This window comes from Meinhardsimonia xiamenensis, assembly GCF_900102905.1.
GTDB classification, from domain to species: Bacteria; Pseudomonadota; Alphaproteobacteria; order Rhodobacterales; family Rhodobacteraceae; genus Meinhardsimonia; species Meinhardsimonia xiamenensis.
The window spans coordinates 15,847-37,831 of the sequence record NZ_FNFV01000010.1; the positions used below are offsets into that span (position 1 = coordinate 15,847).

At 69.1% G+C, this 21,985-nt stretch carries 22 protein-coding genes and 1 pseudogene; 6 read left to right on the top strand and 17 right to left on the bottom strand.

From position 1 onward, the window contains the following. Positions 1 to 2: 2 nt before the first annotated feature. The 5 genes from BLQ14_RS14330 to purB form a co-directional block, all read right to left on the bottom strand. The gene (locus tag BLQ14_RS14330) at positions 3 to 278 is read right to left on the bottom strand and encodes an SH3-like domain-containing protein (protein WP_342670251.1); all 276 of its coding nucleotides are present in this window, start codon (positions 276 to 278) and stop codon (positions 3 to 5) included. Beyond that, positions 271 to 597 (bottom strand): SH3-like domain-containing protein, encoded by a 327-nt coding sequence (locus BLQ14_RS14335; protein ID WP_092501291.1) that lies wholly within the window; start codon positions 595 to 597, stop codon positions 271 to 273. Before BLQ14_RS14335 ends, BLQ14_RS14330 begins: the two co-directional genes overlap by 8 nt. A 114-nt stretch (positions 598 to 711) precedes the next feature. Next, positions 712 to 1,731, bottom strand: a complete 1,020-nt coding sequence (locus BLQ14_RS14340) for a flagellar motor switch protein FliG (RefSeq protein WP_245657126.1) — start codon at positions 1,729 to 1,731, stop codon at positions 712 to 714. A gap of 179 nt (positions 1,732 to 1,910) precedes the next feature. Further along, complete coding sequence (locus BLQ14_RS15465) at positions 1,911 to 2,072, bottom strand: hypothetical protein (RefSeq protein WP_170068474.1); 162 nt, start codon at positions 2,070 to 2,072, stop codon at positions 1,911 to 1,913. Positions 2,073 to 2,140: 68 nt separating this feature from the next. Further along, complete coding sequence (gene purB / locus BLQ14_RS14345; RefSeq protein ID WP_092501262.1) at positions 2,141 to 3,463, bottom strand: adenylosuccinate lyase; 1,323 nt, start codon at positions 3,461 to 3,463, stop codon at positions 2,141 to 2,143. 80 nt (positions 3,464 to 3,543) lie between these two features. Between purB and BLQ14_RS14350 the strand changes: the two genes are divergently transcribed. After that, positions 3,544 to 3,969, top strand: coding sequence for a DUF6314 family protein (locus BLQ14_RS14350; RefSeq protein WP_092501263.1), 426 nt, complete (start codon positions 3,544 to 3,546; stop codon positions 3,967 to 3,969). A 4-nt stretch (positions 3,970 to 3,973) separates the two neighbouring features. On the opposite strand, the gene BLQ14_RS14355 is transcribed toward BLQ14_RS14350, so the two are convergent. The 4 genes from BLQ14_RS14355 to BLQ14_RS14370 all read right to left on the bottom strand — a co-directional run bounded on the left by BLQ14_RS14355 (position 3,974) and on the right by BLQ14_RS14370 (position 7,970). Further along, positions 3,974 to 5,203: a bifunctional alpha/beta hydrolase/OsmC family protein gene (locus BLQ14_RS14355; RefSeq protein ID WP_092501264.1), complete on the bottom strand. Its 1,230-nt coding sequence runs from the start codon at positions 5,201 to 5,203 to the stop codon at positions 3,974 to 3,976. 113 nt (positions 5,204 to 5,316) lie between these two features. Beyond that, positions 5,317 to 6,147: an arginyltransferase gene (locus BLQ14_RS14360; RefSeq protein WP_092501265.1), complete on the bottom strand. Its 831-nt coding sequence runs from the start codon at positions 6,145 to 6,147 to the stop codon at positions 5,317 to 5,319. A gap of 69 nt (positions 6,148 to 6,216) precedes the next feature. Further along, positions 6,217 to 6,693, bottom strand: a complete 477-nt coding sequence (locus tag BLQ14_RS14365; protein WP_092501266.1) for an RDD family protein — start codon at positions 6,691 to 6,693, stop codon at positions 6,217 to 6,219. Positions 6,694 to 6,818: 125 nt separating this feature from the next. After that, entirely contained in the window at positions 6,819 to 7,970 is a 1,152-nt protein-coding gene (locus tag BLQ14_RS14370) for a fumarylacetoacetate hydrolase family protein (protein ID WP_092501267.1), read from the bottom strand. A gap of 183 nt (positions 7,971 to 8,153) precedes the next feature. Here BLQ14_RS14370 and BLQ14_RS14375 point away from each other — a divergent pair, with 183 nt between their 5' ends. The 4 genes from BLQ14_RS14375 to BLQ14_RS14390 all read left to right on the top strand — a co-directional run bounded on the left by BLQ14_RS14375 (position 8,154) and on the right by BLQ14_RS14390 (position 12,268). Further along, on the top strand, positions 8,154 to 9,665 hold the full coding sequence (locus BLQ14_RS14375; protein WP_092501268.1) for an aldehyde dehydrogenase (NADP(+)): 1,512 nt from the start codon (positions 8,154 to 8,156) through the stop codon (positions 9,663 to 9,665). A 124-nt stretch (positions 9,666 to 9,789) separates the two neighbouring features. After that, a complete protein-coding gene (modA, locus tag BLQ14_RS14380; protein WP_211295366.1) occupies positions 9,790 to 10,593 on the top strand; it encodes a molybdate ABC transporter substrate-binding protein in 804 nt (267 codons plus the stop codon). After that, positions 10,590 to 11,261 carry a molybdate ABC transporter permease subunit gene (modB, locus tag BLQ14_RS14385; protein ID WP_092501270.1) on the top strand — a complete coding sequence of 224 codons (672 nt, stop codon included), beginning with the start codon at positions 10,590 to 10,592 and terminating at the stop codon, positions 11,259 to 11,261. The genes modA and modB overlap by 4 nt, the downstream gene beginning before the upstream one ends. Continuing rightward, positions 11,258 to 12,268, top strand: coding sequence for an ATP-binding cassette domain-containing protein (locus BLQ14_RS14390; RefSeq protein ID WP_211295367.1), 1,011 nt, complete (start codon positions 11,258 to 11,260; stop codon positions 12,266 to 12,268). Before modB ends, BLQ14_RS14390 begins: the two co-directional genes overlap by 4 nt. Here BLQ14_RS14390 and BLQ14_RS14395 read toward each other — a convergent pair. The 7 genes and pseudogenes from BLQ14_RS14395 to BLQ14_RS14425 all read right to left on the bottom strand — a co-directional run. After that, a pseudogene (locus BLQ14_RS14395) lies at positions 12,260 to 12,838 on the bottom strand (nucleotidyltransferase family protein); the annotation flags it as partial. The gene BLQ14_RS14390 and the pseudogene BLQ14_RS14395 sit on opposite strands and share 9 nt — an antisense overlap. 175 nt (positions 12,839 to 13,013) lie before the next feature. Further along, the gene (locus BLQ14_RS14400; RefSeq protein WP_092501272.1) at positions 13,014 to 14,312 is read right to left on the bottom strand and encodes a branched-chain amino acid ABC transporter permease; all 1,299 of its coding nucleotides are present in this window, start codon (positions 14,310 to 14,312) and stop codon (positions 13,014 to 13,016) included. Then, positions 14,309 to 15,319 (bottom strand): branched-chain amino acid ABC transporter permease, encoded by a 1,011-nt coding sequence (locus BLQ14_RS14405; RefSeq protein ID WP_092501273.1) that lies wholly within the window; start codon positions 15,317 to 15,319, stop codon positions 14,309 to 14,311. Before BLQ14_RS14405 ends, BLQ14_RS14400 begins: the two co-directional genes overlap by 4 nt. A gap of 73 nt (positions 15,320 to 15,392) precedes the next feature. Continuing rightward, entirely contained in the window at positions 15,393 to 16,217 is an 825-nt protein-coding gene (locus tag BLQ14_RS14410) for an ABC transporter ATP-binding protein (protein ID WP_092501274.1), read from the bottom strand. A 13-nt stretch (positions 16,218 to 16,230) separates the two neighbouring features. Then, the gene (locus BLQ14_RS14415; RefSeq protein ID WP_092501293.1) at positions 16,231 to 17,022 is read right to left on the bottom strand and encodes an ABC transporter ATP-binding protein; all 792 of its coding nucleotides are present in this window, start codon (positions 17,020 to 17,022) and stop codon (positions 16,231 to 16,233) included. Between the two features lie 126 nt (positions 17,023 to 17,148). Further along, positions 17,149 to 18,351, bottom strand: coding sequence for an ABC transporter substrate-binding protein (locus BLQ14_RS14420; RefSeq protein WP_092501275.1), 1,203 nt, complete (start codon positions 18,349 to 18,351; stop codon positions 17,149 to 17,151). 192 nt (positions 18,352 to 18,543) lie between these two features. After that, entirely contained in the window at positions 18,544 to 19,566 is a 1,023-nt protein-coding gene (locus tag BLQ14_RS14425; protein ID WP_092501276.1) for a GlxA family transcriptional regulator, read from the bottom strand. 202 nt (positions 19,567 to 19,768) lie between these two features. Between BLQ14_RS14425 and BLQ14_RS14430 the strand changes: the two genes are divergently transcribed. Next, on the top strand, positions 19,769 to 21,148 hold the full coding sequence (locus BLQ14_RS14430; protein ID WP_092501277.1) for a class II 3-deoxy-7-phosphoheptulonate synthase: 1,380 nt from the start codon (positions 19,769 to 19,771) through the stop codon (positions 21,146 to 21,148). A gap of 15 nt (positions 21,149 to 21,163) precedes the next feature. Here BLQ14_RS14430 and BLQ14_RS14435 read toward each other — a convergent pair whose 3' ends face one another. Continuing rightward, a complete protein-coding gene (locus tag BLQ14_RS14435; protein ID WP_170068476.1) occupies positions 21,164 to 21,907 on the bottom strand; it encodes a PAS domain-containing protein in 744 nt (247 codons plus the stop codon). Positions 21,908 to 21,985: the final 78 nt, after the last annotated feature.

Sequence of the window (21,985 nt, forward strand, 5' to 3'; positions counted from 1 at the left end):
CGTCAGTCCTGATGCGCCACCGGCTCGAGCCAGTGGCCGTAGATCTCGGCCTCGATCAGGTCGTCGGGACGTTCGGCCTCCGCGCCCCAGATGTCGGCGGCACGAAAGCGCACGCGCACAAGCTCGCGCGGCTCGGCCGGCAGCCCGTAGGCCGCCTGCTCGGGGTTGGGGAAGGTGCCAAGCCGGCGCTCGACCTCGCCCACGCGCCCGCGCAGATAGGCCGGGGTGCGCACATGCCCCGGCGGCATCCAGCGCGCCACCCGCACCCGCTCAGCCATCGCCCGCAGCTTCATGCGGCGCGGCGGCCTCGCCATAGGTGGCGCCGCGCGCGCGCACCTCTTCCATGCGCCGGCCAAGCTCTTCGAGGGTGTAGACGCCCGCCTCCACGAGGTTCTGGTTGATCGCCGCCACCCAGCGCTCGTAGTAGCTCATGGTCTCGAAGGCCTCTTCGCCCATGTCCTCGAGCGCGCGCCTGAGCCCGTCGACGGTGAAATGCCCCTTGGAGGAGCAGATCACCATCAGCGCGTCCACCCGCTTTTCCCAGAGCGCGTAGTCATGCTCGCAAAGCTCCACCGGGCCGGCATCCTCGCCGCCCATGTCGTGCCAGCGCCGGCCCTCGGCGCGCGTCGGAATCGGGAGGATCTTCGCGTCGTCGTCCTGCATGGCGTGAGCCTAAGGCGCGGCGCATGGGCTGTCCAGCGTCGCCCGCGCTCACCCCTCCTCGGCCGTCAGCACAATCTCGCCCGCCTCCTCGAGCGCGCGGATGGCTGTCACGACAGCCGTCATTGCCGCCTCGCCCTCCTCGGGGCGCAGCCGGCCGAGCTCCTCCATCTCCTCGCGCAGCTGGCCCGCCATGCGCTGGGACATGTTGGCAAGGATGAATTCGGCCGCTGCCTTTTCCTCCCCCAGCCGTGAGGCGGCAGCGAGAGCGCGCACAAGCTCGGCCGGCTCCACCGCGCGGGTGATTTTCGGCACGTCACGCGGATCGATGCGGGCAGGGATGTTGACAAATGTGAAGATCGCGCGGCGCACGCCCTCGGCGAAGTTCGCGTCTTCCGCCTCGATTTCCTCGAGCACGCGGTTGCGCGTGGCCGCCGGAGAGACGTTGAGAATCGCGCCCAGCCGCTTGACCGGCTCGGCGGTGAAGGCGCTTGGCGGCTCTGCCTCGAGCCGCTCGAGGATGGCCTGACCGATGCGTTGCACCGTCTCGGGGCGCACGGCGGTCGTGCGCGAGACGGCAAGCGAGATGCGGCGGGCGCGTTCGCCGGGGATCCTGCCCAGAAGCTCGGCCGCGCGGGGGACGGGCAGCTTGGAAAGCATCACCGCCCCGACCTCGACGCTTTCCTCCTCTAGCACCCTGGCAAGACGCCCGGGATCGAGCTCGGCCAATCGCGCCCACGGGTCGCGGTCGCGCCCCAGACCCGCCTCGCGGCGCAACGCGGCGGCGGCATGCTCGCTGATCTGCCCTTCGAGCGCGGCAAGGGCGCGGTCGATATCGCCTGGAAAGGCGAGCCCCACGCCCTCAAGCTCGTCGGCGAATTCACGCGCCACAGCATGAAGAGTGGCGCGGTCGATGTATCTCAGCCGCGCCATGTCGCGGGCGAGGGCGGTCTGCTGCGCCTCGGGCAGCTCGGAGAGCGGCAGGCTCATGCCCTCCGCCTGCAGGAGCCGCACGATGATTGCCGCCTTGGTGCGGCGCGAGAGACCGGCGGCGCGCGAGTCTTCGCTCACGCGCGGCGACTGCGTGCGTGGTTCCTGGCTGCCGGTCGTTTCCTGCGCCTCCATCATTTCCCCCGCCAGACCGTTCGGGCGGAGAATTGCAGATGGAAGTTAACGCCCTGCTAGCCGCCGAGCCAAGGCAAGCGGTTCAATGCCCGCGCGGGAGCGCCCCTGGCCGCCCGGCCGCGCCCTCAGCCGGTGACCTTGACGCAGGTGGCCTTTTCCTCGTCCCAGACCGCGTCTTCGGCGCAGCTCATGGCCTGCTTGGCGTCATGCGCCTGACAGGCGAGGGCGAAACTGGTGCCGATGGGGGCGGCGGCGAGAAGGAGCGCGATGAAGAAGGGGCGCAGCATCGGTGCCTTTCTCCCTGTTTGTGACCCCGAGATGCTAGCACATCGGGCCGCCGCCGCCCAGCCGTGGCTCACGCCGCCGCGGCGGCCTCTTCGCCGAAGACGCGGGCAAAGATCGTGTCGACATGCTTGAGGTGATAGTCGAGGTCGAAGTTGGCCTCGATCTCCTCGGGCGTCATCACCGCCGTCACCTCCGGGTCGGCCTTGAGCTCGGTGAGGAAGTCCTTGCCCTCCTCCCACACCTTCATGGCGTTGCGCTGCACAAGCCGATAGGCATCCTCCCGGCTCACGCCCTTCTGGGTGAGGGCCAGCAGCACGCGCTGGGAGTGGATGAGCCCGCGCGTGAGCTCGAGATTGCGGCGCATGTTCTCGGGATAGATCACGAGCTTGTCGATGAGCCCCGTGAGGCGGGCGAGCGCGAAATCGAGCGTCACGGTGGCGTCGGGGCCGATCACCCGCTCCACCGAGGAATGCGAGATGTCGCGCTCGTGCCAGAGCGCGACATTCTCGAGCGCGGGCGTGACAGACATGCGCACGAGGCGGGCAAGGCCGGTGAGGTTCTCGCTCAGGACCGGGTTGCGCTTGTGCGGCATCGCCGAGGAGCCTTTCTGCCCTGGCGAGAAGTATTCCTCCGCCTCCAGCACCTCGGTGCGCTGCAGATGCCGGATCTCCACGGCGATGTTCTCGATCGAGGAGGCGATCACGCCGAGCGTTGCAAAGAACATCGCGTGCCGGTCGCGCGGGATCACCTGGGTGGAGATCGGCTCGGGCTCAAGCCCCATCATCTTGCACACATGCGCCTCGACCGCCGGGTCGATATTGGCGAAGGTGCCGACCGCGCCCGAAATCGCGCCGGTGGCAACCTCGCGCCGCGCCGCCTCGAGCCGCTCGCGCCCGCGCTTCATCTCGGCATAGAAACGGGCGAACTTCAGCCCCATCGTCGTCGGCTCGGCGTGAATGCCGTGGCTGCGGCCGATGCAGACGGTATCCTTGTGCTCGAAGGCGCGGCGCTTGAGCGCGGCAAGAAGCGCGTCCATGTCCTTGAGCAGAAGGTCGGCCGCGCGCACGAGCTGGATGTTGAAGGTGGTGTCGAGCACATCCGACGAGGTCATGCCCTGATGCACGAAGCGCGCGTTCTCCGGCCCGATGATCTCGGCGAGATGGGTGAGAAAGGCGATCACGTCGTGCTTGGTTACCGCCTCGATCTCGTCGATGCGGGCGATGTCGAAGGTGGCGTCCTTCGCCTTCCACACCGCTTCGGCGTTCTCCCTGGGGATCACGCCAAGCGCGGCCTGGGCGTCGCAGGCGTGCGCCTCGATCTCGAACCAGATGCGGAACTTGGTCTCGGGCGACCAGATGGCGACCATCTCGGGGCGGGAGTAGCGGGGGATCATGGGCGCGGGCCTTTCCTCGTCTTCGATCTCGGCGCGGGGGTGATAGACTGGGCAGGCGCGGGCGGCAAGGCGGGCGGGCGATGAGCGGCTGGAAGGAACTGGAGGATTTCGCCGGGCGCTGGCGGCTTGCGCGCGAGATCGAGGATTTCGCCGCCGGCCATGTCGTGCGCTTCTCTGGCGAGGCGCTGTTTGCGCCCGAGGAGGGAGGGGCGCTTGCCCTGACCGAGGAGGGCACGCTGACGCTGCCCGGCGCCACACCGCTCAAGGCGAGCCGCCGCTATCTCTGGCGGGCGGGGCAGGGCGGAGCGATCGAGGTTCTGTTCGCGGATGGCCGCCCCTTTCACGTCATCGCCCCCGGCGCGAAGCCCGAGGCCGAGCATCTCTGCCCGCCCGATCACTACCGCGTGGCCTATGACTTCACCGGCTGGCCCGACTGGCGCGCGGTGTGGCGGGTGAGGGGCCCGCGCAAGGACTACCGGATGCAAAGCCTCTACCGCCGGGGCTGACGGCTCACGCGCGCTGCGGCACCGGCGCAAGCTCGGTCACCACCCGCGCGCCGCGGGTGAGCGTGCGGTGCACGGGGCACCTGTCGGCGATTTCCAGAAGCCGCGCCCGTTGCGCCTCGTCAAGCGCGCCCTCGAGGCGGATCACGCGGCGGAACTCGTCCACCTGTCCCCCGGAGTCTGCCTCCGCGTCCCTTGCATGCACCTTGGCGTGGGTGACATCCACCTCGACATGGGCCAGCGGCCAGCCCTTGCGCCGGGCATACATGCGGATGGTCATCGAGGTGCAGGCGCCAAGCCCGGCGGCGAGAAAGCCATAAGGCGACATGCCGCGGTTGGTGCCGCCGAACTCCACCGGCTCGTCGGCCAGCACATGGTGCCAGGGGCCGTGGGAGATGTCCTGAAGAAAGCCGTTCGCATCGGCCTCGGAGACGCGCACCACGCCTTCGGGCGCGCCGGGCGGCGGCGGCGGCGCCTTGAGGCCGAGATAGCGGCTCGCCCAGGCGGCGATGACTTCGGCGGCATATTCGGCGTCCTCGGCCCGGCTCAGAAGGTGATCGGCGTCATCGAGGGTGACGAAGCTCTTGGGATGTTTGGCCGCCATGAAGATCTTCGCCGCATTGTCGATCGGCACCACCTCGTCACGCGGGGAGTGCAGGATGAGAAGCGCCCGACCGAGCCCGCGGACGTCGGCCTCCAGATTCTCCGCGCAGATGTCACGCAGGAAGTCGCGGCTGATGCGGAAGCTCCTCTCCCCGAGCATCACCTCCGCCGCGCCCTCGGCCTCGATCCGCGGCAGGGCCTCGGCGAAATGTCCGGTCACATGACAGGGGTCGAAGGGCGCGCCAATGGTGGCCACGGCGCGCACCGAGCCGATGCGGGGTGCTGCGCGCAGTGCCGCCGCGCCGCCCAGTGAATGGCCGATCAGGAGGCCCGGTGCCAGCCCGTGCGTGGTCAGATAGCTCGCCGCCGCCTCGAGATCGGCGACATTGGCCGAGAGGCCGGTGTTGGCAAACTCGCCCTCGGAGTGGCCGAGCCCGGTGAAGTCGAAGCGCAGAACGGCAATCCCCATCGCCGCGAGCCGCCCGGCGATGCGCCGCGCTGCGGGGATGTCCTTTCCGCAGGTAAAGCAATGCGCAAAGAGCGCGCTGGCCAGAACCGGCCCCGCGGGCAGATCGAGACGTGCCGCAAGCGCGCTGCCGTCATGTCCGGCAAAGCTGACCTTTTCGCTGGGCATGGGCCTGTTCCTGCTATCGTCTGGCGCGAAGAGAAGAGTGGAGCGCGGGCGCGCGCCGTGCAAGGGGTGCGGCGGTTTCCTTTTCAACGCGCGGCGAGGAAGGAAATTGCGTCTCAGCCCTCGGTGGGGCGGCGATCGGGCAGTGACAGGCGCGCGACCTGCTCGGCGATGGGCTCCACCGAAAGCGGATGGGTTTCGGCCGAATAGCTCTCGGGGTCGCCAAGATCGTGCCACTGTCCCCTGTGGTAGACCTCGAGCGCGGAGAAGCGCGCCTTGTAGCCCATCTTGGGGCTGCCCGGCACCCAGTAGCCCAGATACACATACGGCAAACCCGCCTCGCGGGCGATGCGGATATGGTCGAGGATGATCCAAGTGCCGAGGCTCGTCGCCGGACGGTCGGGGTCGTAGAAGGAGTAGACCATGCTCAGCCCGTCATCGAGCACGTCCGTCAGGCACACGGCCACGAGCTCGGCCCGGCGCCCGGCGCTCGCGTCGCGATACTCGATGACCCGGCTGCGGATGGGCGTCTCCTCGATCATCGCGGCGAATTCGAAGATGTCCATGTCGGCCATGCCGCCATCGGCGTGGCGACAGTCGAGATAGGCTCGGAAGAGCGCATATTGCTCCTCCGTGGCCCAGGGCGAGGTGGCCTGTCGTTTCAGGTGGGCGTTGCGCTTCTCCACCTTGCGCTGGGTGCGCGAGGGGCGGAAATCGGCCACGCGGATGCGCGCCGAGAGGCAGGCAGCGCAATCGGGGCAGGACGGCCGGTAGAGCACGTTCTGCGAGCGCCGGAAGCCCTGCTTGGAAAGCGCGTCGTTGAGCTGTGTCGCGCCCTCGCCGTGCAGCGCGGTGAACAGCTTCCGCTCCATCCGCCCCTCGAGATAGGGGCAGGGCTGGGGGGCCGTCACGTAGAACTGCGGCGCTATGGGCAGGGTATGGCGCATTCCGGCGTGACGTTAGCAAGGCCCGGCCCCGCCGCCAAGCCTCGGCATCACGCAACGCGCCTGGGCCGCTCAAGGCTCGGCGGGTCGGTTGATCATGGCGGTGCCAAGCATCAGGTCGTGCAGTCCCTGCCGGCGCGGGGTGGAGAGCATCAGCGCCACTGACACCCCCTGCACCACCACCGTTGCCAGAAAGAAGCTGTAGAGCAGGGTGTGGGCAATCGCCATGCCCGGATCGAGCCGGCGGCCTGCGCCATCGCGCAGCTCGATGGAGAGAAGCCTCATGCCGGGGGTCGCCGAATTCCGGGCGATGAACGCCGCGCGGTAACCGATCCCCGCGCCAAGCCACAGGAGCGGGAAGAACAGCAGGCCCAGAAATGCGGTGAACGGTAGCGCCAGCACCGTCAGAAGCAGGATCGCCGCCGCATCGACGAGCCAGGCGAAAAAGCGCTTGATCGGCACGTCGGCATAGAATTCGGGCTGAAACAGGGGGTCGGGCAGCCCATCGCCGCCATGCCAAGAGGCGCGCTGCGTGAGCTGATCCGACATGGCGACTTCCTTTTTCCGCCGGCCGCAAGGGCCCGTTCAGTTGCGAGATATGGGCACGCGGTCATCCCCGCGCAAGCCGACCCGCCCGCCGGACGGCGGCAGCGGGTGGCGGGGCAGGCGCGCTCTCAGAGCAGGCGGCGGGCGGCCAGGTTGGTCATGAGCGCGCGCACGCCGAAGGTCCACGGCGGGCAATCGGTGCACAGCCGCACCGTGTTGACCAGTCGCCCGAGACCGGGCGCGGCGATCTCGACCACATCGCCCGGCTTGTGGGTAAAGCCCTGGCCCGGTGCCCCGCGGTCCTCGGTAGGCGCAAACAGCGTGCCCAGAAACAGCATGAACCCGTCGGGATACTGATGATGGGCGCCGATCGTCTGGGCCACGAGGTCTTCGGGGTCGCGGCTGATCTCGTGCATCGATGAACGGCCGTTCAGGACGAAGCCGTCCTCGCCCGTCACGGTCATGTCGAGCTCGGCCACGCGCACATCGTCAAGCGTGAAGTCGCCATCGAACAGCCGGATCATCGGGCCGATGGCGCAGGAGGCGTTGTTGTCCTTGGCTTTCGAGAGAAGCAACGCCGAGCGCCCCTCCACGTCGCGCAGGTTGACATCGTTGCCCAGCGTGGCGCCCACGATCCTGGCCCGCGAGTTGACCGCCAGCACGACTTCCGGTTCGGGATTGTTCCATTGCGACATCGGGTGGATCCCGACCTCCGCACCCCAGCCGACAGCCGAAAGCGCCTGCGCCTTGGAGAAGACCTCGGCATCGGGGCCGATCCCGACCTCGAGATACTGCGACCACATGCCTTCGGCGACGAGTGCCTCCTTCAGCCGGGCCGCCTCCGGCGAGCCGGGGCGGATGTTGCGCAGGCTCTCGCCGATCACCGCCTGCACGCGCCGGCGAATCGCCTCCGCACGGGCAGGGTCGCCAGCGGCCTGCTCCTCGATCACACGCTCGACCATCGAGCGCGCGAACGTCACGCCGCAGGCCTTGACCGGCTGCAGGTCCGAGGGGGCAAGAAAGTGCACCACGCGCCGGTCGCCCGGCCGGTTGGCGGCGATCTCCTCGATGCTGCCCAGATCAACGCCTTCCGCGGTGCGGACGAAACCGGCCGGATCCTCCATCTCGCAGATGTCGCGCACGAGCGGCGCGGTGGGCGAGGTGATGTCCACCACCCGCCCGGCGCGGATCGTCACCACCGACGGCCCTTGCTCGACGGGGTTCCAGACCCGGCCGACCCAGGTTCCGGCCAGCTCTTCGGCGGTGAAAATCGATTTCATGACGATCACGCTCCTCCACGCGGTTCCTTGGCGTCACATTGAGCATGAAGCCCGCGCCCTCCGCAAGGCGCCCGAGCCTGGCCTCATGGGGCCAAGCCTTTGTGTGTTTGCGCTTTTCCCTTTCGCAGACCTGCCCGGTTGCCTAACAAGGGGCGGGTTTCATGACGGAGAGGAAAAGAGATCATGCTCACAGGGAAGCACCTGATCGCCGGCGAATGGGTCGGCGGCGCGGAGACCTTCACCAATGAGCCCGTCTCCGGCGCCCCGGACATCTTTGCGGCGGGCACGCCCGAGCATGTCGCGCGCGCGGCTCAGGCCGCCGAGGAGGCGTTCTGGTCCTTCGGCTATTCGTCGCGCGCCGAGCGCGCCGCCTTCCTGCGCCGCATCGCCGACGAGATCGAGGCGCGCGGCGCCGAGATCACCGCGCAGGGGGAGAAGGAAACCGGCCTGCCCGCCGCCCGGCTCGAGGGCGAGCGCGGGCGCACCACCGGCCAGCTTCGCCTCTTCGCCGACCATATCGAGAAGGGCGACTATCTCGACCGTCGCCACGACCCCGCGCTGCCCGATCGCAAGCCGCTGCCGCGCCCGGACCTGCGGCTGATGCAGCGCCCCGTCGGGCCGGTGGCCGTCTTCGGTGCCTCGAACTTCCCGCTCGCCTTCTCCACCGCCGGGGGTGACACCGCCTCGGCGCTTGCCGCGGGCTGCCCGGTGGTGGTGAAGGGTCACCCGGCCCATCCCGGCGTGTCCGACCTCGTCGCCCAGGCGATCGATGCGGCGCGGCGCGCCTGCGGGCTGCACCCGGGCGTCTTTTCCCAGATCCACGGCCAGAGCCACGAGGTGGGCCAGGCGCTCGTCCAGCATCCGCTGATCAAGGCCGTGGGCTTCACCGGCTCGCTGGCCGGGGGGCGGGCGCTCTTCGATCTGTGCGCGGCGCGGCCCGAGCCGATCCCCTTCTATGGCGAGCTGGGCTCGGTCAACCCGGTCTTCATTCTCGACCATGCGCTCGCGCGGCGCGGCGGCGAGATCGCCGAGGGCTGGGCGGCCTCGCTCACGCTTGGGGCGGGGCAGTTCTGCACCAATCCGGGCATCGTCATCCTGCGCGAGGGCCCCGAGGCCGAGGCCTTCATGGAAGCCGCGCGTGCCGCGCTCGCGGCGGTCGGCGTCCAGACGATGCTGACGAGCGCCATCGCGGCGGCCTTCGCGCGGGGGCGCGAGCGGCTGGCGGCGGGCACGGGGGTGCGCGAACTTCTGACCTCGGTGTGCGACAGGCGTGGCGCGGCGCCCTCGGTATATGTGACCACCGGCGCGGAGTGGCTCGCCAACGCGGAGCTTGGCGAGGAGGTGTTCGGACCACTCGGCCTCATCGTGCTGGTCCGCGACGCCGAGGAGCGGCTTGCGGTGGCGCGCGCGTTTCAGGGTCAGTTGACCTGCACGCTGCAGATGGAGCCGGAGGACACGGCCGAGGCGCAGGCGCTCATGCCGATCCTCGAGCGCAAGGCGGGCCGGGTGCTGGCGAACGGCTTTCCGACCGGCGTCGAGGTGGCCGATGCCATGGTGCATGGCGGGCCCTATCCGGCCTCCACGAACTTCGGCCACACCTCGGTGGGCACGCTCGCCATCCGCCGCTGGCTGAGGCCCGTGTGCTACCAGAACATGCCCGAGGATCTGCTGCCCGAGGATCTGCGCGGCATCTGAGCGCGCCATTCCGCGCGCCGCTGTCCTGTTGCCCTTGCTTCCGCGAAAGGCAATCATGGCAGGCCAGCGGCGGGTGCGGCCTGCCAGCGGGCAGTCGTGAGGGTGGCGGAAGGAAAGCGGGCGCTTGGCACGCGGATGGTTTCTGGCGATGGTAATGGTCGCGGGGGCCGTGCTCGCCCCGGCGGCCGCAAATGCCGCGCGCGCCACGGTCGCCGTGGCGGCAAATTTCCTTGCAACCGCTGAGGACCTCGCGGCGCGCTTCGAGGCGGCCACCGGCCATGAGCTCGTTCTGATCCATGGTGCAACCGGCGCGCTCTATGCGAAGATCCGGGCCGGGGCGCCCTATGATCTCTTCCTTGCCGCTGATGCCGAGCGCCCCCGTCGGCTTGAAGCCGAGGGGCTTTTGGCACCGGGCGGGCGGCGGGCCTATGCGCTGGGACGGCTGGCGCTTGCCGGGCGCGGAGTGGACGCGGGCAGCGACTGGCGCGCACTTCTCGCCGATGCCGGCCGGCGTCTTGCCATCGCCAACCCCGAGACCGCGCCCTATGGCGTTGCCGCGCGCGAGGTGCTCATCGCGCTGCGCGGGCCGGAGCGCTGGAGTGAAGGCGTGATCTTCGGGGAGAGCGTCGGTCAGGCGCTGGCCTTTGTCGTCACCGGCAACGCGCCTTTGGGGCTGGTCTCGCTCGCCCAGGCGCTCGAGGTCGCAGGACGGCTTGGCCATGTGCCGATCCCGCCCGAGCTGCACGCGCCCATCCTCCAGGAGGCGGCGCTGACGCTGAGGGGCGGCAGGAACCCGGCCGCGCGCGCCTTCTTCGACTTCCTGCAGAGCGGGGAGGCGCGGGCCATCATCGCGGCGGCAGGCTACGGCCTGCCGGTGCCGACCGAGGCGATGCGGGAGCCGACAGAAGATGCGGAGGCGGGGCGGTGACCGGTTTCCTCACCCCCGTTCTCATCACGCTCAAGCTCGCCGCGATGACAACGGTGCTGCTGGTGATCTTCTCCCTGCCGCTGGCCTGGTGGCTGGCCACCACGCGCACCCGCCTGCGCCCGCTCGTGGAGGCGGTGGTGGCCTTGCCGCTGGTGCTGCCGCCCACGGTGCTCGGCTTCTATCTGCTGATCTTCCTCAGCCCCGAAAGCCCGCTTGGCGCGGCCTGGGTGCGGCTGACGGGCGAGACGCTGACCTTTTCCTTCTCCGGTCTCGTCGTGGGCTCGTTTCTATACTCGCTCCCCTTCGCGGTGCAGCCGCTGCAGACGGCCTTCCAGTCGGTGGGGACAGGCTACATGGAGGCCGCGGCCACGCTTGGCGCCACGCGGCTTGACGCCTTCCGCTCGGTGGCGCTGCCGCTGGCGCGCCGTGGCGTGCTGACGGCGGCGGTGCTGAGCTTTGCCCACACCCTCGGAGAGTTCGGGGTGGTGCTGATGGTGGGCGGCAACATTCCCGGCAAGACCCGCGTTCTGTCGATCGAGGTGTTCTCGGCGGTCGAGACGCTCGACTACGCCACCGCGCATCTGCTCTCGGCGGGGCTTCTGGTGTTCAGCTTTCTGGTGCTGAGCGCGGTCTACATCCTCAACCGGCGCGACGGGGCGGGGCGGTGACGGGGCAACTCGAGATCGACGTGACCGCGACCCTGCCCGGCTTCACGCTGGAGCTCGCCGAGCGCATCCCCCTTGCCGGCATCACCGTCATCACCGGCCCCTCGGGCGGCGGCAAGACGACGCTCTTGCGAGTGATTGCGGGGCTTGAGCCTGCGGTGCGCGGCACCATCCGTTTCGACGGCGCCGACTGGTCGGGGCTCGCGCCGCACCGGCGGGGGATCGGCTTCGTGTTTCAGGATGTGCGGCTGTTTCCGCACATGGATGTCGCCGCCAATCTCGCCTATGGCGCGCGCCGGCGGGGCGCGGGGCGCGAGATGGTGGCGGCGGTGATCGAGGCGCTCGATCTCGGCCCGCTCCTGCATCGCGCGCCGCAGACGCTCTCGGGCGGCGAGGCGCGGCGGGTGGCGCTCGGCCGCGCGCTTGCCGCAAGGCCGCGGCTTCTGGTGATGGACGAGCCGCTCACCGGGCTTGACCGCGCGCGCAAGGAGCGGCTTCAGCCCTATATCGCCCGCGCCGTGGCCGATTTCGGCGTGCCGCTTCTCTATGTCACCCATGGCGAGGGGGAGATCACCTATCTCGCCGACCGGGTTCTGACCATCGCCGGCGGGCGCGCGGCTGGCTGGCAGCCGCCCGCGCCACGGCTCACCGGCCGGGTGCGCGCCGCGGGCGAGGGCTGGATCGAGCTTGAGCGGGCCGATGCCGTGCTGCGCGTCGAGGGCCAGGGGCGCGTGGGCGAGATCTGGGCGATCCCGCTTGGCCGGGACCTCAGCCTGAGCACCCGCGATCCCGGCGCGACATCGGGGGTTGCGGTGCTCGAGGGGCGCATCCTCGGCCCCGAGCCGGGCGAAGGGGCGCCCGAGACGCGCCCGCACGGGCTCGAGACGGGCGGCGAACGGCTGACGATCCCGGCTTCCTGGGTGCCAGCGCCGCTGCGCGGGGTGGAGGGTGGCGGGCCGGTGTGGCTCAGTCTGGCGCGCATCCGCGCCCGGCCGCTCGCCTCAGCCTGAGCGCCCTGCACGCCAGGCGGCCCATTCCTCCGGCGTGTCGAGATCGGTCAGAGCATGGCGCCCCGGCAAAGGGACGAGGCGCACATGTTCGCCCTTCAGCGCCCGGCGCGCGCCTTCGTCGCCCCTGAGCGCGGCAAGCGCCGGGAAAAGGCGGCGCGGGAAGATCACCGGGTGCCCCGGCGTGCCGTCCTCTCCGGCGCCGCGCATGACGCGCTCGGGCTCCTCGGCGAATGCCTCGGCAAGCAGGGCGAGGTCGGCCGCGTCGATCTCGGGCATGTCGGCGGGCAGGATCATGAGCCCCGCGGGGTCCTCCGGGCAGGCAGCGAGCCCGGCGCGGATCGAGGCGGCCATGCCCTCGGCGGCGTCGGGCACCGGCACGCGGAGCACGTCGAGGCCTGCCAGAGCCTCGCCGCGGGCACCCGCTGGCTCGGGAAGGGTGACGATCACGGTGAGGCCGGCCGCAAGGCCTGCGCGCGCAAGCCGCGTCAGAAGCGGTTCGCCGCCCACCTCTTCGAGAAGCTTGTCGGCCCCGCGCATGCGTGAGGCGCTGCCCGCGGCGGGGAGGAGGAGGGCGAGGGGCCTTGAACGCGCGTCGTTTCGCGCACGCTGTGAAGGCTGAGGCTGTCTTGCCCGGCGCCCCGCGCCGGGCAGCGCCCGACCCGCCCCCCCACGGGGCGGGCGCTGCTCCGCCCACCCCGTCGGGCCGGCCGCTGCCCTTCTCTCTTTGGGGGCTGGCTCGAACACCCTACCGCTCGGGGATCAGCCCGCGCGGGCTGAACCGGAGCACGAGGAGCAGGATGACCCCCATCGTCAGCAGACGCATGTGCGCCGCGCTCTCCAGAAGATGGTCCTTCAGCCAGAAGCCTTCGGGCATGGGCGCGGTGACGAGCTCCATCAGGAGCCGTCCCAGGGGCTCCACCTCGACCCAGAGAAACCAGACCAGAAAGCCGCCCAGCACCGCGCCCCAGTTGTTGCCCGAGCCGCCAACGATCACCATCACCCAGATGAGGAAAGTGAAACGCAGAGGCTGGTAGCTTCCGGGCGTCAGCTGCCCGTCGAGCGTGGTCATCATCGCGCCTGCGAGCCCGCAGACCGCCGAGCCGATGATGAAGATCTGCAGATGCCGCAGCGTGACATCCTTGCCCATCGCCTCGGCGGCGATCTCGTTGTCGCGGATCGCGCGCATCATCCGCCCCCAGGGCGAGTTGAGCGCAAGCTCCGCGAGCCACACCAGCGCCAGCAGCACCACGACGAACAGCCCCGCATAGGCGAGCTTCACCGCGATCGAGGAGAAGGTGACCGGATCAAGCCCCCAGGCTTGCGCGCGCTCCACGAAGCCGGGGTCGTTCTGCAAGTCGATCTCGTAGGGCACGGGGCGGGGGATGCCGATGACGTTTTTCACGCCGCGCGAGAGCCAGTCCTCGTTCTTCAGCACGGCGATGATGATCTCGGCGATCCCCAGCGTGGCGATGGCGAGATAGTCCGAGCGCAGGCCCAGCGCCACCTTGCCCACGATCCAGGCCGCTCCGGCAGCGAGAAGCCCGCCCACGACCCATCCGAGAAGCACCGGCAGCCCGAGCCCGCCAAGATAGCCCTCGCGCGCGGGGTTCACCGCCTCGATCGCGGCCACCGCCGGGTCGAAGAGCCAGCGATAGACGAAGAAGCCCACGACCAGAATCGCCGTGACCGCAAGCCCGCGGTGGCGCTTGAGCCGCTTCCAGGCGAGGATGGCGGCGGCGATGGTGCCCGCGCCGGTGAGAAGCGCGACGATCACGCGCAAGCCCCCCGCCGCCCAGGCCTCGCCCACCGGCGCCATCGAGGTGATCACCACCCCAAGCCCGCCGAGGGCGACAAAGCCCATGACGCCGACGTTGAAGAGCCCGGCATAACCCCACTGCATGTTCACCCCGAGCGCCATGATCGCCGAGATGAGCCCCATGTTGAGGATGCCGAGCGCCACGTTCCAGCTCTGCAGAAAGCCGGTGGCGAGGATCAGCCCGAAGACCAGGGCGAAGAGGGCGGTGTTCTTGATCGCAGGTGTCATACCGCTTTCCCCCGGAAAAGCCCTGTCGGGCGCACGAGAAGCACGATGATCAGGATCGCGAAGGAAACCGCGAACTTGTAGTCGGTGGACAGAAGCTGCAACAGCCCCTCGGGCTCCAGCGCCTCGGGCAACAGATAGCCCGCGACCTTCTTGAAGGCGTAGGTCACGGTGACCTCGGAGAAGGCGATCAGGAAGCCGCCCGCGATGGCGCCCACGGGGCTTCCGAGCCCGCCGACGATGGCCGAGGCGAAAATGGGCAGCAGAAGCTGGAAGTAGGTGAAGGGCTTGAAGGACTTGTCGAGCCCGTAGAGCACGCCGGCGACGGTGGCGAGCGCGGCGACGATCATCCAGGTGATGGTCACCACCCGATCGGGGTTGATGCCGGAGAGCAGCGCCAGATCCTCGTTGTCGGAGAAGGCGCGCATCGACTTGCCGGTGCGGGTGCGCATCAGGAACCAGAAGAGCAGGGCGACGACGATCACCGCGGTGACGATGGTGATCGCCTGGCTCGTGCGCAGTGCCAGCCCCTCGTCGAGCCCCGACCATTGCTTGAATTCGCGCGCATTGATCACGAAGCGCGCGCCGTCGGCGAAGCGCTGGTCATCGGGGCCGATGATGAAGCGCACGAGCCCGTTCATGATGAACATCACGCCCATCGACACGATCACCAGCACCACCGGCTTGGCCTTGCGAGCGCGGTAGAATCGGTAGACCACGCGGTCGGTGCCCAGAAGCAGCGCCGCCGTCACCACGATCCCCACGGGCAGCGCCAGAAGCGCCGTGGGCAGCGGCGCAATGGACACCCCCCAGCCCTGCAGCGCCCAGGTCATCAGCACCGTGACCATGGTGCCGAAGGCCATGGTGTCGCCATGGGCGAAGTTGGAAAAGCGCAGGATGCCGTAGATCATCGTCACCCCCAGCGCGCCGAGCGCAAGCTGGGCGCCATAGGCGGTGGCCGGGATGATGACGAAATTGAGAAGCGCCACGATGGCGTTGAGCAGATCCATTACAGGCCTCCCCAGGCCGGCAGCGAGAAATTCTCTGAAATCGCCTTGGTGTCAGTTATTTGCATGGCGATCCTCATCCTCCGAGGAAGGTGCGGCGCACTTCCGGGTTGGCCAGAAGCGCCTGGCCCGTGTCGGTATAGGCGTTGCGGCCTTGCACGAGCACGAAGCCGCGGTCGGCAATCTCGAGCGCCTGGCGGGCGTTCTGCTCGACCATCAGGATCGAGATGCCCGTGCGCGCGACCTCGATGATGCGGTCGAAGAGCTCGTCCATGACGATGGGCGAGACGCCGGCGGTGGGCTCATCAAGCATCAGCACCTGCGGCTCGGTCATCAGCGCGCGCCCCACAGCCACCTGCTGGCGCTGCCCACCTGAAAGCTCGCCGGCCGGCTGGCGGCGCTTTTCCTTCAGGATCGGGAACAGCTCATAGACCTGTTCCATGGTGCGCGAGATGTCGTCGCGGCGCAGGAAGGCGCCCATCTCGAGGTTTTCCTCCACCGTCAGCGAGGTGAAGATGTTGTTGGTCTGCGGCACGAAGGCCATGCCGTGGGCCACCCGGTCCTGCGGGGTCAGCGCGGTGATGTCGAGCCCGTCGAGCTTCACCCGACCGCTGCGCAGATCGAGCATGCCGAAGATCGCCTTCATGGCGGTGGACTTGCCCGCGCCGTTGGGCCCGACGATGACGGCGATCTCGCCCTTCTCCACCCAGATGGTGCAGTCATGCAGGATGTCCGCGCCGCCATAGCCGCCGGTCATCTTCTCGCCGATCAGGAACGGCCCGCCGTTTTCGACCGGCACCGCCGGGCCGCCTTGGCGCGCCGGAATCGTGCCCTGATGTTCGGGGTCGCCGATCGACCGGTCCATGTTGCCGCGGTCTTCCGCCCAGGGGTTGTCGCTCATCGCTCCGCTCCCCTCATGCCTCGGCCTTCGCGGCGCGGGCCTTGTTCCTGAGGCCGCGGCCGAGATAGGCCTCGATCACCGCCTCGTTCGACATGATCTCTTCGGCCGAGCCCTCGGCCAGCACCTTGCCCTCGGCCATCACGATCACCGGGTCGCACAGCCGCTTGATGAAATCCATGTCGTGCTCGATCATGCAGAAGGTGTAGCCGCGTTCGCGGTTGAGCCGCACGATGGCGTCGCCGATGGTGTTGAGAAGCGTGCGGTTCACGCCCGCGCCCACCTCGTCGAGAAACACCACGCGCGCATCGACCATCATGGTGCGGCCGAGCTCGAGAAGTTTCTTCTGCCCGCCCGAGAGGTTGCCGGCCTTCTCGTCGGCGAGATGGTCGATGGTGAGGAATTCCAGCACCTCGTCGGCCTTCTTCGCGATCGCGCGTTCCTCCGCCGCCACGCGGCCGCGGCGGAACCAGGCGTTCCACAGCGTCTCGCCGGACTGGTGGGGCGGGACCACCATCAGGTTTTCTCGCACCGTCAGCGACGAGAACTCGTGCGCGATCTGAAAGGTTCTGAGCAGCCCCTTGTGAAACAGCGTGTGGGGCGGCAGGCCGGTAATGTCCTCGCCCTCCATGTAGACCCTGCCCGAGGTGGGGGGCAGGACGCCGGCGACGACGTTGAAGAGCGTGGTCTTGCCGGCGCCGTTGGGGCCGATCAGCCCCGTGATGGTGCCCTTCTCGATGCTGAGCGAAGCGCCGTCCACGGCATGGAAGCCGCCGAAATGCTTGTGCAGGTTTTCCACCCGGATCATGGGCTCGGCCATGGGTCCGTTCTCCCCTCTCTCCGCGCTCCCCCTCGCGGATTTCGCGGGCGCTTAAACCATCACGGCCCGGCCATGCAAGGGCCGGGCCGCGGGTTTCGCTGCGTCAGGCGGGTGTCACCGGTATCTGACCGTGGTGATCTTGCCGTCCTTGATGACGATCTCGCGGTAGTTGCCCGCCGACTCGCCGGGGCCGATCAGCTCCACGGCACTCGCGCCGACATAGTCGATGTCACCGCCCTCGGCGATGATCTTCAGCGCCTTGTCGAGCTCGCCGGGATAGATCTTCTCACCCGGCGCGTTGGCGACGTCCATGACCTTGGTCTTGAAGACATTCGGGTCGTCGCTGCCAGCCGCCTGCATCGCCAGCATGATCAGCGCCGCGGCGTCATAGGACTCGGGCGTGAAGGGCGAGGTGGCGTCGAACTTGTCGCCCACGAGCTCGGCGAACCTCGCCACGCCGGGGCTGTCGGTGCCGGGGTGCTGGCCGGTGGAGCCGTCGATCTCGCTGCCGAAGTTCTCCTCGAGCTTCGCCGAGATCATCCCGTCGGGGAAGTGGAAGGTGTCGAAGGCGCCGGTGTCGAGCGCGGCGCGCACGATGCCCGAGCCGCCCTGATCGACATAGCCCGCCACCACGAGACGTTGACCGCCGGCCGCGGCCAGCGCGCCGACCTCGGCGGAGTAGTCGGCCTTGCCGTCCTCATGCGGCACGGAGATGGTCACCTTGCCGCCGCGCGCCTCGAAGGCGGCCTGGAAGCTGTCGGCAAGCCCCTTGCCGTAGTCGTTGTTGGTGTAGGTGAGGGCGACCTCGGTGATCCCCTGCTCGAGCAGGATCTCGGCCATGACCTCGCCCTGGCGCGCGTCCGACGGCGCGGTGCGGAAGAACAGGCCGTTGTCCTCGTTGTTGTGGTGGCTGAGGCCGGGCGAGGTGGCCGAAGGCGAAATCATCACGATGCCGTTGGGCAGGGCGACGTTCTGCAGGATGGCGCCGGTCACGCCCGAGCAGTCCGCACCCATGATCGCCTTGATGCCTTCGGCGGTGACGAGGCGCTCGGCCGCGGCAACGGCGGCGCCGGCGTCGATGCAGGTGGAGTCAGCGCGCACGGGCGCGACCTTCGTGCCGCCCAGAAGCAGGCCGGAGGCGTTGACCTCCTCGATGGCGAGCTCGGCGCCCGCGGCCATGTGCGGGGTCAGCGATTCGATCGGCCCGGTGAAGCCGAGGATGATGCCGATCTTGACTTCCTTCATGTGGCTGCCGGCCATCGCGGGCGCCGCGGCCATCGCGGCCACGGCCGCGGAGGCGAGAAGCAGTTTCTTCATGTCACTCTCCCTGAATGGACATTGTCCCCGACGGAAGCTAGCCGCGAGGGCGCCAAAAGGGAAGTGCGCCGATGCGGTGGAAGCCGCGTGAGTTGGCCCTATCGTTGCGTCAGGCGCGGTGCGGGCGATCGCGCGGTGCCCGCGCGATGCCTCCGGCGGGGGTATTTGCCCCAGGGTGAAGGCCGGGATGTCTCACGGCTCGGCGTGGCGCTGCGCCTGGGTGCCGCGTTCGCGATAGGGCGTCGTGTTGTAATGGGCGCGGTAGCACTTTGAGAAGTGGCTTGGCGAGGCAAAGCCGCAGGCGAGCGCCACGTTGATGACGCTCATGTCGGTCTGCATCAGCAGGTTGCGCGCCTTCTGCAGGCGCAGCTCCATGTAGTAGCGCTTGGGGCTGCGGTTGAGGTAGCGGCGGAAGAGCCGCTCGAGCTGGCGGGTGGACAGCCCGACCTCGCTCGCGAGCAGCGAGGGGCTCACCGGCTCCTCGATGTTGGCCTCCATCATCTGGATCACGCGGGCGAGCTTGGGGTGGCGTACCCCGATGCGCGTCGGCACCGAGAGCCGCTGGATGTCCTGATCCGTCCGGATCGAGGAATAGATGAGCTGGTCGGCCACCAGATTGGCGAGGTCGGCGCCGTGATCCTCGGCGATGAGCCTCAGCATCAGGTCGATCGAGGCGGTCCCGCCGGCGGTGGTGATGCGGTTGCCGTCGATCACGAAGACCGACTTGGTGAGCTGCACCGTGTCGAATTCCTCGGCGAAACTGTCCTGGTTTTCCCAATGGATGGTGGCGCGCCTGCCGTCGAGCAGACCGGCCCGCGCAAGCGTGTAGCCGGCGGTGCACAGACCGCCGACCGCCGAACCCTTGCGCGCCTCGCGCCTGAGCCAGTTGAGGATGCGGCGGGTGGTCGCCTTCTGCACCTCGATCCCGCCGCACACGAGTATGGTGTCGTCCCGCTCCAGCTCCTCAAGCCCGCCGTCAACGCGAAACTCGATGCCGGCCGAGCAGGTGACGGTCTGGCCATCTTCGCTCAGCAGGCGCCAGGAATACAGCTCGCGGCCGGCCATGCGGTTGGCGATGCGCAGGCTCTCGACCGCCGCCGAAAAGCTCAGAAGCGTGAACTTGTCGAGCAACAGAAACACGAAGCGGCGCGGCTTGTCGGGCCGTACCTCCTCTGACGCTGCCGCTTGCGCCGGCAGCCGACTCGTCTTTTCCATTCGGCCAAACCCCTCAGGCCATGGAACATTCCCTCGCCACATCAGCGAAGCAGCTTTGCCGCGACAGCGCAAGGCATGTCGCGTGCCGCGCGGTTTGCAGTGCCGCGTTGCAGCGCCTATAACCATGGCCCGGAACAGCCTCGAGACAAGGTCCCGGCACAGGGGCCTCGAGACAGGCGCGAGCATGAGCGGAGCGACGAAGATGAGCGAATGGACGAAATCGGGATGGCGCGACAAGCCACGGATCCAAATGCCGGACTATCCCGACAAGGAGGCGCTGGCGCGCGTCGAGGCGCAGCTTGCAAGCTTCCCGCCGCTCGTCTTTGCCGGCGAGACGCGCAAGCTCAAGGCCGAGCTTGCCGCGGCCGCGCGGGGCGAGGCATTTCTGCTTCAGGGTGGCGACTGCGCCGAGAGCTTTGCCGAGTTCTCCGCCGACAACATCCGCGACACCTTCAAGGTGCTCCTGCAGATGGCGATGGTGCTGACCTGGGGGGCGAAGGTGCCGGTGGTCAAGGTCGGCCGCATGGCCGGGCAGATGGCCAAGCCGCGCTCCTCGCCGACCGAAGTCGTGAACGGGGTCGAGCTGCCGAGCTATCGGGGCGACATCATCAACGGCTTCGAGTTCACCCCCGAGGCGCGAACCCCGGACCCTAACCGGATGCTGCAGGCCTACACCCAGTCGGCGGCAACGCTGAACCTTCTGCGCGCCTTCTCCACCGGCGGTTTCGCCGACCTGCACCGCGTGCATGCCTGGACGCTCGGCTTCACCAAGAGCGCGGAAGCGGCGCGTTACCGCGACATGGCCAATCGCATTGCCGACGCGCTCGATTTCATGACGGCCGCCGGCATCACGCCCGAGAACAACCCCGAGATCACCTCGGTCGATTTCTACACCAGCCATGAGGCGCTGCTTCTGGAATACGAGGAGGCGCTGTGCCGGATCGACTCGACCACGGGCAAGCCCGTGGCCGGCTCGGGCCACATGATCTGGATCGGTGACCGCACGCGCCAGCCCGACGGCGCCCATGTCGAGTTCGCCCGCGGGGTGCAGAATCCGATCGGGCTCAAGTGCGGCCCGTCGCTGACCACGGACGATCTGAAACGGCTGATCGAGAAGCTCAACCCCGAGAACGAGCCGGGCCGGCTGACGCTGATTGCCCGTTTCGGAGCGGGAAAAGTGGGCGAGCATCTGCCGCGGCTGATCCGCGCCGTTCAGGAGGAGGGCGCGGTCGTGGTGTGGTCCTGTGACCCGATGCACGGCAACACCATCAAGTCGGCCACCGGCTACAAGACCCGCCCCTTCGAGGCGGTGCTGCGCGAGGTGCGCGAGTTCTTCGCCGTGCATCAGGCCGAGGGCACCATTCCGGGCGGCGTGCACTTCGAGATGACGGGCCGCGACGTGACCGAGTGCACCGGCGGGGTGCGCGCGCTGACCGACGAGGACCTCTCCGACCGCTACCACACCGCCTGCGACCCGCGGCTCAATGCCAGCCAGGCGCTGGAGCTTGCCTTCCTCGTGGCCGAGGAGCTGAGCAACCTGCGCAAGCCCCGTCAGCAGGCCGCCGGCGGGGCGGGGGCCTGAGCGGCGCGCGAGCGGTCAGTCCGAGCTCCTGACGAGGCGCAGATGGCCTCGCCGGGCTCCGGTCGCGTGGCGAAAGACCGCGGCGCCATCGGCCATCCCCGGTATGGCCGGAGCGTCCGCAGGCGCGCGCCGGGGGTCGGCCTGCGCCGGCAGATCGGGGAGCGAGGCGCGCGCGGACGCCCCGGTACGGCGGATCGAGACGCTGGCAATGGTGAAACGGCGCGGCGTGCGGCCAATGGCGCCGCGCGCCTCGAGGCACCCGAGAAAACGGCGCGCGGGCGCACCGGCTTCGCTGAGCGGCGCCAGGAACAGGCGGGCGTCAAGTGGCGGACGCCCCGTGCCACGGTCGGAATCGAGATCGAGCAGCGCGGCGCCGGGGCCCGCCTCGAGCGCGGCGATCACGCGCGCCAGCGCATCGCGCGCGTCCGGGCGGATCAGGGCGGAGAGCGGCATGCCCCGCACTTCCATGCCCATGAGGTCGCAGATCTGGCGTCCGGCAAGACGAAAGCGGATGACACCCGGCGCCACGGGCTGGGCGAGGAAGGCATGGCCAAGCGCCGCTTCGAGCCCGCGCGGGTCGATCTCGGCGCGTTCCGGCATCGCCCGGCCCGCCCGCAGCGCTTCCCAGTAGGCCTCGACCTGGGCGATGGCCGGAAAGCTCACCCCTGCGCTCCCCTCCCCACCGCGGCGGGAATCGAGCCGGATGACCTTTGCGCCGGCAAGACTGTTGCGCACTCCATTCCACAGACCTTCCTGCATGTCCCTCTCCCGGCCTCTCCACCGCATCGAACCCGCCGCCGGCGCCGGACGTTGCCGCTGGAGAAACCTGATGTTAAC